Source organism: Tatumella ptyseos ATCC 33301, from assembly GCF_000735525.1.
In the GTDB taxonomy this organism is placed as follows: domain Bacteria; phylum Pseudomonadota; class Gammaproteobacteria; order Enterobacterales; family Enterobacteriaceae; genus Tatumella; species Tatumella ptyseos.
Window position 1 is genome coordinate 59,053 of the sequence record NZ_JMPR01000054.1, and the last position, 15,396, is coordinate 74,448.

General features: G+C 52.1%; 12 protein-coding genes. 5 read left to right on the forward strand and 7 right to left on the reverse strand.

Features of this window, described 5'->3' with window-relative positions:
- The first annotated feature begins 227 nt into the window (after positions 1 to 227).
- Positions 228 to 740, forward strand: coding sequence for a non-heme ferritin (ftnA, locus tag GTPT_RS16255; RefSeq protein WP_025903222.1), 513 nt, complete (start codon positions 228 to 230; stop codon positions 738 to 740).
- A 94-nt stretch (positions 741 to 834) separates the two neighbouring features.
- On the opposite strand, the gene GTPT_RS16260 is transcribed toward ftnA, so the two are convergent.
- Positions 835 to 2,082: an NAD(P)/FAD-dependent oxidoreductase gene (locus GTPT_RS16260; protein WP_029990016.1), complete on the reverse strand. Its 1,248-nt coding sequence runs from the start codon at positions 2,080 to 2,082 to the stop codon at positions 835 to 837.
- Between the two features lie 436 nt (positions 2,083 to 2,518).
- Here GTPT_RS16260 and GTPT_RS16265 point away from each other — a divergent pair, with 436 nt between their 5' ends.
- Complete coding sequence (locus tag GTPT_RS16265; protein WP_025903220.1) at positions 2,519 to 2,986, forward strand: RidA family protein; 468 nt, start codon at positions 2,519 to 2,521, stop codon at positions 2,984 to 2,986.
- 226 nt (positions 2,987 to 3,212) lie between these two features.
- Here the strand turns inward: GTPT_RS16265 and GTPT_RS16270 are convergent, their stop codons facing one another.
- From GTPT_RS16270 to exbB, 3 genes are all read right to left on the reverse strand, one after another.
- On the reverse strand, positions 3,213 to 5,327 hold the full coding sequence (locus tag GTPT_RS16270; RefSeq protein WP_029990017.1) for a putative bifunctional diguanylate cyclase/phosphodiesterase: 2,115 nt from the start codon (positions 5,325 to 5,327) through the stop codon (positions 3,213 to 3,215).
- Positions 5,328 to 5,942: 615 nt separating this feature from the next.
- Positions 5,943 to 6,365 (reverse strand): TonB system transport protein ExbD, encoded by a 423-nt coding sequence (exbD, locus tag GTPT_RS16275; protein WP_025903218.1) that lies wholly within the window; start codon positions 6,363 to 6,365, stop codon positions 5,943 to 5,945.
- Between the two features lie 5 nt (positions 6,366 to 6,370).
- Positions 6,371 to 7,096, reverse strand: coding sequence for a tol-pal system-associated acyl-CoA thioesterase (gene exbB, locus GTPT_RS16280; RefSeq protein WP_025903217.1), 726 nt, complete (start codon positions 7,094 to 7,096; stop codon positions 6,371 to 6,373).
- A 285-nt stretch (positions 7,097 to 7,381) separates the two neighbouring features.
- On the opposite strand from exbB, the gene metC reads away from it, so the two are divergent.
- The 3 genes from metC to dkgA all read left to right on the forward strand — a co-directional run bounded on the left by metC (position 7,382) and on the right by dkgA (position 10,380).
- Positions 7,382 to 8,593, forward strand: a complete 1,212-nt coding sequence (metC, locus tag GTPT_RS16285; RefSeq protein ID WP_029990019.1) for a cystathionine beta-lyase — start codon at positions 7,382 to 7,384, stop codon at positions 8,591 to 8,593.
- Positions 8,594 to 8,696: 103 nt separating this feature from the next.
- Positions 8,697 to 9,359: a DedA family protein gene (locus GTPT_RS16290; protein ID WP_025903215.1), complete on the forward strand. Its 663-nt coding sequence runs from the start codon at positions 8,697 to 8,699 to the stop codon at positions 9,357 to 9,359.
- Between the two features lie 190 nt (positions 9,360 to 9,549).
- Complete coding sequence (gene dkgA / locus GTPT_RS16295) at positions 9,550 to 10,380, forward strand: 2,5-didehydrogluconate reductase DkgA (protein WP_025903214.1); 831 nt, start codon at positions 9,550 to 9,552, stop codon at positions 10,378 to 10,380.
- A gap of 48 nt (positions 10,381 to 10,428) precedes the next feature.
- On the opposite strand, the gene ftsP is transcribed toward dkgA, so the two are convergent.
- The 3 genes from ftsP to parC all read right to left on the reverse strand — a co-directional run bounded on the left by ftsP (position 10,429) and on the right by parC (position 15,126).
- Positions 10,429 to 11,850: a cell division protein FtsP gene (ftsP, locus tag GTPT_RS16300; protein ID WP_029990021.1), complete on the reverse strand. Its 1,422-nt coding sequence runs from the start codon at positions 11,848 to 11,850 to the stop codon at positions 10,429 to 10,431.
- 80 nt (positions 11,851 to 11,930) lie between these two features.
- Complete coding sequence (locus GTPT_RS16305) at positions 11,931 to 12,668, reverse strand: 1-acylglycerol-3-phosphate O-acyltransferase (protein ID WP_025903212.1); 738 nt, start codon at positions 12,666 to 12,668, stop codon at positions 11,931 to 11,933.
- A 166-nt stretch (positions 12,669 to 12,834) separates the two neighbouring features.
- Entirely contained in the window at positions 12,835 to 15,126 is a 2,292-nt protein-coding gene (gene parC, locus GTPT_RS16310; RefSeq protein WP_029990023.1) for a DNA topoisomerase IV subunit A, read from the reverse strand.
- Positions 15,127 to 15,396 lie beyond the last annotated feature (270 nt).

Genomic DNA, 15,396 nt, shown 5'->3' on the forward strand with positions numbered 1-15,396 from the left:
TCAGCGCTGCCTGATAGCAAAAAACACTTTTTTCTTAACAAAATGCCTGCCGGACAAAGATGAAAATGAGAAAGACTTGCATTACATTAACTGAATAATTCACATTACTAAGGCCATGATAAATAAAGATAAAAACACAAAAGCTCACTTCACAAGCAGCCCGTATTGATGCATAATTGCACACCACAAATACACAACTAATTACCTCTGTTTAAAAGGTTATCCCTATGTTAAGTGCCGATATGATCTCCCGCCTGAACGACCAGCTGAACCTTGAGTTTTATTCAGCCAACCTGTACCTCCAGATGAGCGCCTGGTGTGCGGATAAAGGCTTTGAAGGTGCAGCATCGTTCCTGAAAAAGCATTCCCGTGAAGAAATGGAACATATGCAGCGTCTGTTCGATTACCTGAGCGATACCGGTGCTCTGCCGGTACTTGGCAGCATCGAAGCACCACCGGTCACTTTTGAATCACTCTCTGACGTTTTTGCACAGACTTACGAACATGAGCAACTGATTACCGGCAAAATTAATGAGCTGGCTCATGCGGCGATGACGACTCACGACTACTCTACGTTCAACTTCCTGCAGTGGTATGTCGCTGAGCAGCATGAAGAAGAAAAAATCTTCAAAACCGTACTGGATAAACTGGGCATGCTGGAAAACAGCTCAAATGGTGCCTTCCTGCTGGATAAAGACCTGGCAAGAATGGACAGTGAAGTGCACAACAAAGGTGTCTGACTGACTGACGGCGGGCCACTCCCCGCCGTTCTTTTTATGGGTCCTTCTCCGTGCAATTTCCGAAGGCCGGCCATCTGCATACCGCAGAAAGCTGCTACGTCCACCTTCCCGGACGGAAAGGCTGCATTTCGATAGCGGTTTTCTGACCGGTCATCATCTGCGCCAGCAGCATGCCGGTGGCAGGTCCCAGGGTGAACCCCTGATGCCCGTGACCGAAAGCACACCACATATGACTGACACCAGGCACTTCACCGATAACCGGCTTCATATCCGGGAAACATGGCCGGCTGCCTGACCATGTCTCATCATCCGCCCGTTCTCCCAGCGGAAAGTCCTGCCGGGCAACCGGCTCCAGTTGTTCCAGCTGACGGGGCGTTTGCGGATCATCAAGCCTTGCAAGCTCAGCACCGGTCGTCAGCCGGATACCGCGGTTCATCGGCGCCAGCAGAAATCCTTTTTCCGCATCCAGTACCCAGTTATTCAGTTGCTTACCGGATTGTGTTTTATAATGCCGGTGATAACCGCGCTTAGAAAATAGCGGGGGCTGATATCCGAACTTAGCGGTCAGTAATGTACTCCATGGCCCCAGAGCCACCACCACCTGGCGTGCCTGGCTGACATCCCCCTGGTCATTTCTGATCTCCCACAAACCGTCACGGGTCCGGCTCAGGGTTTGCGCATCTGCGGAAATAAAGGTTCCGCCGCCACTCAGAAAAAGATCCACATACGACTGCACTAATGCTGACGGATCACGAATCGTCCTGGGAGACGTCCACATAACAGCCCCGGGAAACAGAGGACTGATATCCGGTTCTCTGAGTTTCAAATCCTCTGCCGATAATTTTGTGTGGCTGACCCCCTGCTCTGCCAGCAAATCTGCAGACAGGTAACTTTCTTCCAGGTGCCGGTCGGTACGTGACAGTGCAAGCCACTGGTGAGTTCCCGTCAGTGCCTCTGCACCCGCTTTATGAATTAACTCATTATGCGTTTCGAGTGAGAGGGAGATCAGTGAGGCATACTCGCGTGCGATGCCGGCATACCTGGCAGGAGCCGAATAGTGGTAATACTGGCGGAGCGGCCTGATAAACGAAAGTACCGCGGGCAGCTGGTAACGTATATCCGTTCGCCGGTTAGCCGCCGCAGTAAGGATCACCGATAACTGGCGGGGAAACGCATACGGCTGAATAGCCTCCCGCTGAATGATGCCTGCATTACCATGAGAGGTCTGCATGCCGGGTGCACCTTTATCGACCAGGGCGACGGTTTTTCCGCTTTCCTGTAAATAGTGCGCGCAGCCGGTACCCACCATCCCTGCACCTAAAACAAATACGTCATACGTCATAGAATTTACCTGTAAAAGCAGTACCGGTTCGGTACTAAGAGTCATCGCGTGTCTCCGGTATCCGGAGTTCACGGTCCGCGGCCCTTTGTTCGATGGGATCCCCTTCCGTACCGGGGTTCTGCGGTTCATAGAAAGTAAAGCAATTCGTATGCCAGCACTGGCAGTGAACGTCTGAGCCTTACCCGGGATCCTTCCGGTTTCAGGCACTGCAGTGTTAACCCTGTCTCCTGCCGTCCGCGATTTGTCACAGGTTCGCCGGTCACGGCGACCCGGGGGAATGTTACTGCTGTCACGGCCCCGCGACGGCCCGTTAATCCGCGGAGTATCATTACGGATATCAGTTTTCAGTATGAGAGTAAATCCGGAAAAGATTTTATGATGAAACGCTCAGCGGTACCCCCTGGTATCACTTACTCTCCGCGTTCAGGAAAACGATATGCTAACTCCGGATCAGAAAATCGAAGCAATGGGTATGACTCTTCCCGTCGTTACCTCCCCCCCGGCTAACTTTGTCCCAGTGGTCATCAGTGGTTCACTCGCGTTTGTCTCCGGGCAGGGGCCGCTGTCAGACGGTACTGTGGTCTGGAAAGGTTCGGTAGGCCACGACATAACGCCTGACGAGGGATATCAGGCGGCACGGCTGGCTGCGATTAATGCGCTCAGCGTGCTGAAAAACGAACTGGGGTCGTTAAACAGAATCAAAAGATTCGTCAAATTGCTGGCATGGGTTCGTAGTGCTCCGGGGTTTGATCAGCAGCATCTGGTCATCAATGGTGCTTCAGATTTTATCGTCGAGGTGTTTGGTGACAAAGGCAAACATGCCAGGAGTGCCGTCTCGGCCACAGAGTTACCGCTGGGGATGGCGGTGGAAATCGAAATGATTGCCGAAATAGCCGCGGAATAACGGCCTGCGTCCCCTTTGTGCCAGGCGTTCGAAAAATGACACATTTGCAGATAAACCCCGGAAGCCGTTTCCTCATGGCCCGGCTGCGGGTTCCCGGCATATTAAAAAAGCCCTCCCCGTTTTTCGGGGAGGGCTTTTTATGCGAAAAACCGCGGTGAATGATTAATAACAGTGACATCCACCTTATGCGGGTCGGTCGATCCCCGCACGGGCCTTTAAGCTCTCGTCAGGCGCTGATTTTCCGGGAACCGGTATCCGGTACCAAATCCAGTTTGACCTGTGCATGGGGTTTAGCCATCACTTCCGGCAGTACCAGTTGTTCCGGCGGAACCGGACGACTGAAATAAAAGCCCTGCAGGATATTACAGCCCAGTTCCGTCAGCTGACGCTGCTGCTCCTCGGTCTCGACGCCTTCAGCGACAATATTCAGATTCATATTCTTCGCCAGTTCAATGATCATAGCTAATAACCGGGTATCGGTATGGTTATTATTAATTTCACGCACAAACGCACGGTCAATCTTCAGTTCGCTGGCCGGGATACTTTGCAGGTACAGCAGACTGGAATAGCCGGTGCCGAAATCATCGATAGAAACCTGAATACCGTGTTCTTTCAGAATGTTCAGTATCCGTATAGTTTCCTTAGGCGAACGCATGGCCGTGGTTTCGGTGATCTCCAGAATCATTTTTTCCGGCGGCACATTATTGGTAGTTAATGCATTCAGTACCACCTGGGCCAGCATTTCCTGTTCAAACTGCAGTGCTGACAGATTCACGGATACGGATAATTCTGTATTGCCCTGAGCGTGCCAGATAGCCAGCTGACGACAGGCTTCATTCAGCACCCATTCGCCCACCTGAATGATCATGCCGCTTTTTTCTGCCACCGGCAGGAATTTATCCGGAGATAATAAACCACGCACAGGATGCTGCCAGCGTACCAGTGCTTCGTAACCGATAATCTGACCACTTCCGGCATCGTTCTTCGGCTGATAGAACAGACGTAACTCATTATGGTACAACGCCCGCCACAGTTCATTTTTCAACTGGACCTGACTTTTACCCATCGGGTTCATGTCCGGACGGTAGACGCTGAAACCATTACGGCCATTATTTTTGGTGTGGTACATGGCGACATCAGCATTGAACATCATATCCCGGCCTTCGGACCCGTGTGGCGGATAGAGGGCAATCCCGATACTGATTGACACCATCAGCTCATAGTCCGAAATATGAAACGGCTTTTCGATAGCCTTCACCATTCCGGCAGCGATTCGTTCTGCCATTTCTGCCGAGGTAGACGGTGTGAGTAACACAAACTCATCCCCCCCGACACGCGCCAGCACATGGTCAGAATCAAGAATATTCTTTAACCGCTCGGTCACCATAATCAGTAACCGGTCACCGATATGATGCCCGTAAGCATCATTGATCATCTTAAAGCCATCCAGGTCGAGGAACATCAGGGCAAACGCCGACCCTGAGGATGCACCCTGAATGTAGTGGTCCAGTTGTTCTTCCAGATAAGCGCGGTTCGGCAATAAGGTCAATGGGTCATGCATCGCCAGCTTATGTAACTCACGGTTGGCCTGATGTAATTTCTTTGCCAGTCGTGTCGTTTTTATCTGCGAATCAATCATCGATACCAGCAGACTGCAGCCAAGGATACTGAGGGTAAACAAAAACACCCAAATAGCCAGCGCTGGCGAATTGATACCGTGCCCGTACATATGGGACCCGGACTTAAAACTTGCTGCATCCATCCCCACGTAGTGCATACCGGCAATCGCGAATCCCATCACCAGAGATGCCTGCAGACGACGCAGTACAATCCCGCTTTCCCCTTTGCGCAATTCAAAAGCCAGCCAGAGGGCAACGCCGGACGCAACATAGGCAATGACGATGGACAGGATCACCATACCTCGATCCCAGACGATCCCCGGGTCAATCAGCAAGGCATACATTCCAAGATAATGCATCCCCACAATCCCGCTGCCTAACAATAATGCACCACGGGTGAGTCGTTCCCAGCCCAGATGTTGCTGGCTGACCACCTGTTGCAGAGCGACGATTGATGCCACAATCACCAGCAGCAAAGAAACTCCGGTATAACCGATACTGTAATGCATTGGCATCGGAAATTTCATGGCGAGCATGCCGATAAAGTGCATCGACCAGACACCAATACCCATAGCTGTTCCGCCACCCGCCAGCCAGAACCTGGCTTTCCATCCCTGCGAACTGGCGACACGCCCTGCTGTATCCAATGCAGTAAAAGAGGCGATAAAGGCGATGAGCAGGGATATAAGGACCAGCCACTTATCCCAGGAGACATCGAGCATAATGATTCCTTTTGTCACAGGTTGATAAACGAAGGTATTGACTAAAAATAGCAGTGAAAAACAGAACAACTCCCTGGCACAATGAAAATCATCGTTGCGAAAGAGAATGTCATGACTTATTAAGTGATTGAATCAATCCGGCACTGCGCCAGCGCAGACAAGTACGGCAAGAACTGTTGCACGCTGACGCCCTGTAAAAAACGTCTGCTAATTAATCATAGTACGTCATACAATCTGGCATTAACAAATCTTAATTGATTCCGGACGCCAAAAATATCCGCATACAATGCAGGGAGTATAAAACGGGGGTGACGGGAACATTTATTCCATCGCCTCCTGCGCTGACAGATCACAGCAGACAGCGTCAAAGAACACTTATTCACACACGTTCAGTGTCACCGATTTCTGTTTCAACGGATAACGTCTGACCAGGTCACCGATACACAGTGTGCCGATCAGCAGGTGGCAAACGTCAGGTAAACTTATCGGAAGGAATGTGCCTGCAATGGCGGTCGCAGGTAACAATTTACCAACAATAACAATAAGAACTGACGGTATAAAAAAGGGCCTCCCTTTTCAGAGAAGCCCTTCACTCACTGGACACATAACCGGCAATCAATGGGCCGCGGATTCCAGCCCCATCAGCCCGACTTTCAGATACCCGCCCGCGCGCAATTCATCCATAACGCTCATCAGGGTCGCGTAATCCACATCTTTGTCTGCCTGGAAAAAGATGGTGGTGTCTTTGTTACCACTGGTCAGTGCATCAATAGACGCCATCAGTTGTCCGGCAGAGACCGGCTCATTGCCGACATACAGCGATTTATCTGCTTTGATACTCAGATAGACCGGCTTTTCAGGGCGTGGTGCAGGCTTACTGGTAGAGGCCGGGAGATTGACCTTAACATCTACCGTCGATAACGGGGCCGCTACCATAAAAATAATCAGTAATACCAGCATGACGTCGATAAAGGGCGTCACGTTGATCTCACTCATTTCGCCATCGTTTTCCACATCTTCATTCAGACGCATTGCCATAACGATTAACTCACCCGCAGTTGTTGGGCAGAGGTACGCGCCGGAGTACTGTTCACCGCACCCTGATTCAGATCGAGGTCACGGCTCTGCAGCAGCAGTACCTGCGCCGCGGTATCACTCAGAGACGCTTTATAACCGGCAATCATCCGGGCGAAAAAGTTATAGATAACGACTGCCGGGATCGCCGCCACCAGGCCGATAGCCGTTGCCAGAAGAGCTTCTGCGATGCCCGGTGCGACCACTGCCAGGTTGGTGGTCTGCGTTTTAGCTATCCCGATAAAGCTGTTCATTATGCCCCAGACCGTACCGAACAGCCCGATAAACGGAGCAACAGAGCCGATAGTGGCCAGAAAACCGTTACCGCGTGAGGCAAAACGGCCAACTGAGGCGACCTTACGTTCCAGCCGGAAACCGGTACGTTCTTTAATCCCTTCCGGTTCATGACTTCCGGCAGAGAGATCCCGTTCGTCCAGCGCTTCCGCAATCAGTGCCCGGCTATGACTACTGGCCGGGAACGTCGCAGAGACATCCACGGCCTGTTGCAGAGTCCGTACCTCTTTTAGCGCCTTTTGTTCTGCTCTGAGCCGGCGTTTGGCTGCACTCAGTTCAGTAAACTTACCGAAGAATATCGCCCAGGTCACCACTGATGCGAGTAACAGACCAATCATGACAATTTTTACAACAATATCGGCATGCTGATACATGCCCCAAACGGAAAGATCCGTCTGCATAAGATCATTGGCTACCACGTGTGCGACTCCATATAACCGTTTAACAACCTGCAATATCACCGATCATACCAAATCACAGCTTAATTGATAGTGGTTATCATTAGTATTTACATCCTGAAGTGCCTGCCCCCCCACGGGAGGCCTCTGCCGCCGTCATTATGCTGTCATCAGAACCCCTTATTCTGTGACAGGAAACGATCAGGTGAATTTTTCTCGTGATCACTGGCCCGGGCACCTTTTCATGTTAACGTGTCACTCAGGGTTATACTGGCAGAGCAGAGAAAAATGACTAATAACACTTCAGATAAAAAGCTGGAAACGACACTGATCAGCGCAGGCAGAGGCAAACGCTATACCGCAGGCGCGGTAAACAGCGTCATTCAGCGGGCATCATCGCTGGTTTTTGAGACTGTTGCCGAAAAAAAACGAGCGACGGCGGGCCGCACACAAGGTGAGCTTTTTTACGGGCGTCGCGGCACCCTGACTCACTTTGCACTTCAGGAAGCGATGTGTGAGCTGGAAAATGGTGCAGGGTGTGCCCTTTATCCTTGTGGCGCTGCCGCCGTGACCAACGCCATTCTGGCGTTCGCTGAAAGCGGTGACCACGTTCTGATGTGCGGTTCCGTGTATGAACCCACCCGCGACTTCTGTAACACTATCCTGCGTAAGCTTAACGTCGCCACCACCTACTTTCCTCATACCTCCGGCAGTGAAATTGAGCAATGGGTCCAGCCGAACACCCGTATCGTTTTCCTTGAATCTCCGGCCTCCATCACTATGGAAGTGCAGGATATTCCGGCCATTGTGGCCGCAGTCCGCAGGAAAGCTCCGGACGCCATTATTATGATGGATAATACCTGGGCGGCCGGTGTACTGTTTAATGCACTGGATTTCGGAATTGATATCTCAATCCAGGCGGGCACTAAATACCTGATAGGTCACTCCGACGGGATGATCGGTACGGCGGTAGCAAATGAGCGCTGTTACCCGACCCTGCGTGAAAATTCTTATCTGATGGGGCAAATGGTGGATGCAGATACGGCCTATATGACCTCACGGGGCCTGCGTACCCTGTCCGTCCGTCTGCGGCAGCATGAAGAAAGTAGTCTGAAAGTCGCCGAATGGCTGGCAGAACGTGAAGAAGTCTGGCGTGTCAATCATCCGGCGCTGGCGCAGTCACCGGGCCACCGCTTCTGGAAACGCGATTTCACCGGCAGCAGCGGTCTGTTCTCATTTGTATTACGGGAACAACTCTCTCAAGAAGCGCTGGCCGATTTCCTGGATAATTTCAGCCACTTCAGCATGGCCTATTCATGGGGCGGATTTGAATCGCTGATCCTCGCTAACCAGCCGAAAGAAATTGCAGCCATCCGTCCTCAGGGAGAAGCACTGTTGCCCGGCACTCTGGTACGTCTGCATATCGGGCTGGAGAATGTCGATGACCTGATTGCCGACCTGGCGGCGGGTTTTGAACGTCTGGCACGTCATCGGGGATAATGCACTGGCCTGCAAACAAATGAGAGGGTGATGCGGCTTTAACCGCCCTGACGGGCAGTTATTGCGGCGGCTCTGCGGTAATGATTTTATAACGAGACGACTGATGAGTGCTTTAAATGAGGTAGTCCTGGCTCTCTGGCATCAGGATTTTGCCGTTCTTGCGGATCCTCAGAGTGTATGGATTGTCTATGCGGTAATGTTTACCCTGCTGTTTCTGGAAAACGGCTTATTGCCTGCAGCCTTCCTGCCAGGTGACAGCTTACTGTTACTGGCCGGCGCTCTGATTGCCAGAGGCGTGATGCACTTTATTCCTGCGCTGGTGCTCCTCACCACAGCAGCCAGCCTGGGATGCTGGATGGGGTATCTTCAGGGGCGATGGCTCGGGAATTCCCCGCTGGTGCAGGGCTGGCTGAAACATCTGCCGCCCCGTTATCATCAGCGGGCCGGGGAGATGTTTCAGCAGCATGGCCTTGCGGCACTGCTGATTGGCCGTTTTCTGGCCTTTGTCCGCACCCTGCTGCCGACCATGGCGGGCATTTCGGGACTGAGCAATACCCGATTTCAGGTGTTTAACTGGCTGAGTGGCCTGCTGTGGGTGGTGATCCTGGTGACTCTCGGCTACGGGATCAGTCATGTGCCGCTGATCCGGCGACATGAAGACCAGGTGATGACCGTCCTGATGTTAATCCCGCTACTGCTACTGGTCAGTGGCCTTCTCGGGTCACTGATCCTTATCCTGAAAAAACGCTATCACAACGCCGGATAACTTCCCGGTATCGCTGTTGATTGAGGGCCTGTTCGGTACAGGCAGGCCCCCTTTTCCTCCGGCCCGCAACATCATACCCGGTATTATCTGAGAGTGACCGCCCTGCCCGGTAAAGACGGCAATAACAAGCTACACTCAACCCCGTGCCACCGTAATCATGCAATACCCAAATACCACGGAGGAGAACAGTATGTCCGGACAACCCTTTGTCAGACTCAATGACGATTGTCTTATGCCTCAACTGGGATTAGGCGTCTGGCAAGCCAGCATTGAACAGACGCGCCATGCCGTTATCCATGCCCTGAAGACAGGATACCGCTCTATCGATACCGCATCCGTCTATCAGAACGAAGAAGGTGTCGGTCAGGCTCTGCAGCAGAGTGACCTGCCCCGGGAAGATCTGTTTATTACCACCAAACTCTGGAATTCAGATCAGTTACAGGCCCGCGAGGCACTGGAAACCAGCCTGCAAAAGCTGCAACTTTCTTATGTGGATCTCTACCTTATCCACTGGCCCTGTCCGCAGAATGACAATTTTGTCGATGCCTGGAAACAACTGATTGAGTTACAGAAGCAAGGGCTGACGCGCAGTATCGGTGTCTGTAATTTTCAGCAGGCCCACCTGGAACAGCTTATCCGCGAAACCGGTGTGACCCCGGCGATTAATCAGATTGAGCTGCATCCCCTGTTCCAGCAACGTCCGTTGCATGCCTGGAATGATTTGCATCATATTCGCACAGAATCATGGAGCCCGCTGGCACAAGGCGGTGAAGGTGTCTTTGACCAGCCGCTGATCCTTCGCCTGGCTCAAAAATACGGAAAATCGCCAGCACAGATTGTTATCCGCTGGCATATTGATAGCGGGCTGGTCGTGATCCCCAAATCAGTGACCCCGAAACGGATCGATGAGAACTTTGACGTCTTCGATTTCAGTCTGGATAAAAGTGAACTGAGCGAGCTGGCTGCGCTGGATGCAGGAAAACGCCTGGGTCCGGAACCCGAGAGTTTTAATAAAGTGTAATACGCTGACCGGCGGCTATCCCGCCGGTCATTTCAGGAAGCATCAGGATCAGTTAATCGCCTGCTGAACCATAAGCTGACCGGCCACGCCGCGGTCAGCCAGTTCAAGATTCTGGCTGTAATAAACAAACGGAAAATGCTCAGAGGAACTGTGCGGGAAAGTGACCAGTAATTCCACGGTACCGTCCACCCAGACCGTATCTTTCCAGCCCCGATCTTCTGCCATCGGCGGCGCACCGTTAATACTGCTGATAAGAAATACCGCGCCCTGAATATGGAAAGGTTGCGGATGATTAGCCTGCACTGTCCAGCGTTCAGTCGTTCCCTGAGTCACCACCGTATCAATACGCATCATATCCCAGGCACTACCATTGATGCCGGGCGGAGAATCATCCAGACGGATCTGGCGGCTGCCGGTGACGCTACTCTGCTGAGCCGGACCGTTCAGTTGTGTCGGCAAATCATTAGTCACCAGAGGCAATAAACCGGTCGGACGCAATGTCAGCACCAGCGTCGAGGTCAGAATAGAGGATGGCTGGAAGATACCCTTGATACGTTCAACAAAGGTCGCCGCGGTACCGGCAGTGATTGAAACATCATTGCCTTGCGAAAGATCGACCAGCACTTCCCGGCGTTCCCCCGGGGCCAGCGCCAATTGCTGTACCGTGACCGGCGCGGGCAGAAAGCCCTGATCACCCGCAATCACGGTAAAAGGCCGGTTATCACTGAGTTGCAGCTGATAACGACGGGCATTGGAAGCATTCAGCAGACGTAACCTGACCCAGCCGCGCGATACATTCACATAGGGCTTCTGCACGCCGTTCACCAACAGAACATCGCCGTAAAAGCCTTCTTTCGCGTGACTGTCGTATTCCGGTGACCCGAAATTATCCAGTCGTTTGTCCTGAATGATCAGCGGAAAATCATCAAGACCATAATGTTTGGGTAATGCCAGAGATTTACTGTTGTCATCTTCAATCAGCCACATGCCCGCCAGGCCATTGTATACATGGGGAGCCATAAGATGTGGCGTATCGGCATGATACCAACAGGTCGCCGCAGGCTGGCGGACCGGCAGTACCGGTGCCCAGTCAACGTTCGGCGAAATCTGCCGGGGAGCCCCGCCATTCAACGCGCCAGGTACCTGTAATCCACTGATCGTCATAGAAACCGCCTCCTGCAAGCGGTTACTGTAAATCAGCTTAACATCATCACCATTTTTTACTCGTACGGTCGGCCCCAGATAACGGCCGTTAAAGCCCCATACCGGCGCTTTATTCCCGCCACTGAAGGCCCAGTGACTCGACTGAAGGGTAAGAAATAGTGGTTGTCCGCGCCGGGATTCCAGCAAAGGCGGTACCGGTAAGGGATTCTCTCCGCGTTCCTCGGCCTGTGCTACCTGCGGTAATAATGTCGTACCCGCGACGGCTGCAGCGGATAACTGAAGGAACTGACGCCTGCTAAAAGACATAATGCTTCTGACCTTATACTTATTAACGCCCCACGACAAACGACCCACATTTTTTCTGACCACTTCAGCCAGCGGTCAGATTATCTTTTTTCTTCCTGACTACGACGGGCAACCTCTGCATTCAGCTCTTCCAGTCTTGCCGCCATTAATTCACGGCAGTGAGTCGCCAGCTTCCTGGCGGACTGACCTTCAAACTGTTTGATATCGACAGGTGGCAGCATTTCAACAATCACCAGACCATTATTCCAGCGATTAAACTTAATTTTATCATGGGTATCTGAAACAACCACCGGGATGACCGGAACGCCGGCGGCGATAGCAGCATGAAATGCCCCGGTTTTGAACGGCAGCAGACCACGGCCACGGCTACGGGTTCCTTCCGGGAACATCCAGAAAGAGATCTCTTTTTTCTTAAATTGTTCGACCACATCACTGATGGTGTCGTGGGCTTTACTTTTATTATTGCGATCGATCAGCAAATTACCGGTCAGCCAGTAAAGCGGTCCGAAAAAAGGGACCCATACCAGGCTTTTTTTGCCGACGGTAACTGTCGGTGGCTGGACCATATTGGCCGCGGTGATCATGTCATAATTATTCTGGTGGTTAGCAATATAGATAGCATTACCGATTTTTTCAGCCCCTTCCGGTTTTCGGGACTCGATCCGCAGACCAAAAATATTGTGCAGCCAGCCAAACGCATGGGCAAAAGTCGCCACATGGCGAGGGTTGCGGGGAGAGAAGCAACACCACAGACATCCGCCTACACAGACGATAACCGAATAAACAAAAACGAAAAGGGCGCGCAGAACTAACAGCATAACAACCTCTTAATAGTGGCCTGCTCCGGAGCATCCTGAAGACAGGCCTGAATATCACAACGCTGGCCGTAGGTCATCGCTGTGGTTACCCTGATATACTTTTCAGCCGGCAAGTATAACGTTTTTTTTTCAGTTCGCAGAATCTGCCGGCAGAAATATCAATCGGTTAATTCTCAGAAGACTCGCTGTCATCCTTAGTCCCGGCCTCTGCCCGTGACGGCGCATCCACTTCCACCCGATCAATCCGTTGTAACCCGCGAGGTAACAGCGTACCGCGACGACCACGTTCGGTTCTGAATTTTTGTAAATCCTCTTCACGCAGAGTCAGTTTGCGTTTACCGACATGTAACGTCACCACACTTCCTGGCGGCAGCAGGAGTAACCAGGCCAGAGTATCTTTCCCTTCGGCCGCTTCAGCCGCCGGGATAGAGATAATTTTATTGCCCTTACCTTTAGACAATGCTGGCAGATCAGTCACCGGGAACATCAGCATCCGTCCTGCCGCAGAAATCGCCAGCAGCATATCATCATCATGATGGACGGCCAGAGGGGTCATTACTTTGCCATTGGCCGGCAGAGAGAGTAAGGCTTTACCGGCACGGTTACGCGACTGCAGGTCACTGAAGGTACAGATAAAGCCATAACCGGCATCCGAGGCCATCAGTAAACGCTGATCGTCAGCCTCCATCAGTACGTGTTCCATGGTCGCCCCCGGCGGCAACGTCAGTTTCCCGGTAAGGGGTTCTCCCTGGCCTCGCGCGGAAGGTAAGGTGTTCGGGTCAAGGGTATAGCTTCGTCCGCTGGAATCGATAAAGGAGACAGGGAGATTACTTTTACCCCGCGCGGAAGCCAGGTAACTGTCACCGGATTTATAATTCAGCCCGGCCGGATCAATATCATGACCTTTTGCACTTCTGACCCACCCCATCCGGGAAAGGACGATAGTCACCGGCTCTGAAGGCACCAGGTCGGTCTCGCTGATAGCCTTCGCTTCAGAACGTTCACACAGCGGAGAGCGACGATCATCGCCATAGGTTTTACTGTCGGCCTGGAGTTCTTTTTTCAGTAACGTATTCATCTTACGTTCTGACGCCAGTAAGGCCTGGAGCTCATCACGCTCTTTCTCCAGCGCTTCCTGCTCTCCACGAATTTTTATCTCTTCGAGTTTTGCCAGGTGGCGTAACTTTAACTCGAGAATGGCTTCTGCCTGAATATCATTCAGCTCAAAACGCGACATCAGTACCGGTTTGGGGGCATCTTCTGTACGGATAATATCGATCACTTCGTCGATATTCAGGAACGCAACCAGTAAACCGGCCAGAATATTTAACCGGCGCAGGATTTTATCCAGCCGGAAGTTCAGACGTTTACGGACGGTTTCACGACGGTAAACCAGCCATTCACTCAGGATTTCCCGCAGATCTTTCACCGCCGGACGGTTGTCCAGGCCTATCATATTGAGGTTAATACGATAACTTTTTTCAAGATCCGTGGTGGCGAACAGATGGTTCATCACCTGCTCTGCATCGATACGGTTAGAACGAGGGACAACCACCAGCCGGGTCGGATTTTCATGATCTGACTCATCACGTAAATCCTCCACCATCGGCAGCTTCTTATTACGCATCTGTGTCGCAATCTGTTCCAGCACCCGGGCCCCGGATACCTGATGAGGCAGCGCAGAGATAATGATTTCGCCGTCTTCTTTTTTCCAGACAGCGCGTTGTCTGACGCTACCGCGTCCGTTGGCATAAATTTTACGGATCTCGCTGCGCGGGGTAATAATTTCCGCATCGGTCGGGAAATCCGGGCCCTGAACAATGTCCAGCAGCTCATCCAGCGTTGTGGAGGGGCGTTCAATCAGTGCAATAGCGGCATTCGCAACTTCACGCAGGTTATGTGGCGGAATATCAGTGGCCATACCCACCGCGATACCGGTCGTCCCGTTCAGCAGAATATTCGGTAACCGGGCGGGCAGCATTTTCGGCTCTTCCAGCGTACCGTCAAAGTTAGGGACATAGTCGACCGTCCCCTGCCCCAGTTCACTGAGCAGGATTTCAGCATATTTCGATAAGCGTGATTCGGTATAACGCATGGCTGCAAATGACTTAGGATCATCCGGTGCCCCCCAGTTCCCCTGACCGTCCACCAGCGGATAACGGTAGGAAAACGGCTGTGCCATCAGCACCATCGCTTCATAACAGGCACTGTCACCGTGCGGATGATATTTACCTAAAACATCCCCGACTGTACGCGCTGATTTTTTAAATTTTGCACTGGCATTTAACCCCAGCTCAGACATTGCATAGATGATACGTCGCTGAACAGGCTTCAGTCCGTCACCGATATAGGGCAGTGCCCTGTCCATGATGACGTACATGGAGTAGTTCAGGTACGCGTTTTCCGTAAATTTATGCAATGCGAGACGTTCAGTTCCGTCCCGGGTCATGTCGCTCATCTTAATCAATCCTCACTTCGCGGCCAGCCAGACACCAGTCTTTGGCGGTTATCTGGCGGGGATAGTACATTATTCACAGGGCTTAGTCACAGGGACGAAGAGGACGCAGCACCGGAAGATTTTTTATGACCAACCGGTGAGTGGCTGAAAATAGCGTGACCAACACCGCCTGCCCCGCCGGTATGCTCTCGCGGTATCTCCGACCTGAGAGCGATACCCGGCCGATGACGATGCTTGTTCTGCCTTTTTATTTCCCGGACGGGGGATAAT

Bases quoted from the DNA above. Each gene is read 5' to 3' on its own strand.
- dkgA (WP_025903214.1), top strand. From the start codon at position 9,550: ATGTCCGGACAACCCTTTGTCAGACTCAATGACGATTGTCTTATGCCT.
- ftnA (WP_025903222.1), top strand. From the start codon at position 228: ATGTTAAGTGCCGATATGATCTCCCGCCTGAACGACCAGCTGAACCTT.
- GTPT_RS16305 (WP_025903212.1), bottom strand. From the start codon at position 12,668: ATGCTGTTAGTTCTGCGCGCCCTTTTCGTTTTTGTTTATTCGGTTATC.
- GTPT_RS16265 (WP_025903220.1), top strand. From the start codon at position 2,519: ATGCTAACTCCGGATCAGAAAATCGAAGCAATGGGTATGACTCTTCCC.
- parC (WP_029990023.1), bottom strand. From the start codon at position 15,126: ATGAGCGACATGACCCGGGACGGAACTGAACGTCTCGCATTGCATAAA.
- GTPT_RS16270 (WP_029990017.1), bottom strand. From the start codon at position 5,327: ATGCTCGATGTCTCCTGGGATAAGTGGCTGGTCCTTATATCCCTGCTC.
- ftsP (WP_029990021.1), bottom strand. From the start codon at position 11,850: ATGTCTTTTAGCAGGCGTCAGTTCCTTCAGTTATCCGCTGCAGCCGTC.
- GTPT_RS16290 (WP_025903215.1), top strand. From the start codon at position 8,697: ATGAGTGCTTTAAATGAGGTAGTCCTGGCTCTCTGGCATCAGGATTTT.
- GTPT_RS16260 (WP_029990016.1), bottom strand. From the start codon at position 2,082: ATGACGTATGACGTATTTGTTTTAGGTGCAGGGATGGTGGGTACCGGC.
- metC (WP_029990019.1), top strand. From the start codon at position 7,382: ATGACTAATAACACTTCAGATAAAAAGCTGGAAACGACACTGATCAGC.
- exbD (WP_025903218.1), bottom strand. From the start codon at position 6,365: ATGGCAATGCGTCTGAATGAAGATGTGGAAAACGATGGCGAAATGAGT.
- exbB (WP_025903217.1), bottom strand. From the start codon at position 7,096: ATGCAGACGGATCTTTCCGTTTGGGGCATGTATCAGCATGCCGATATT.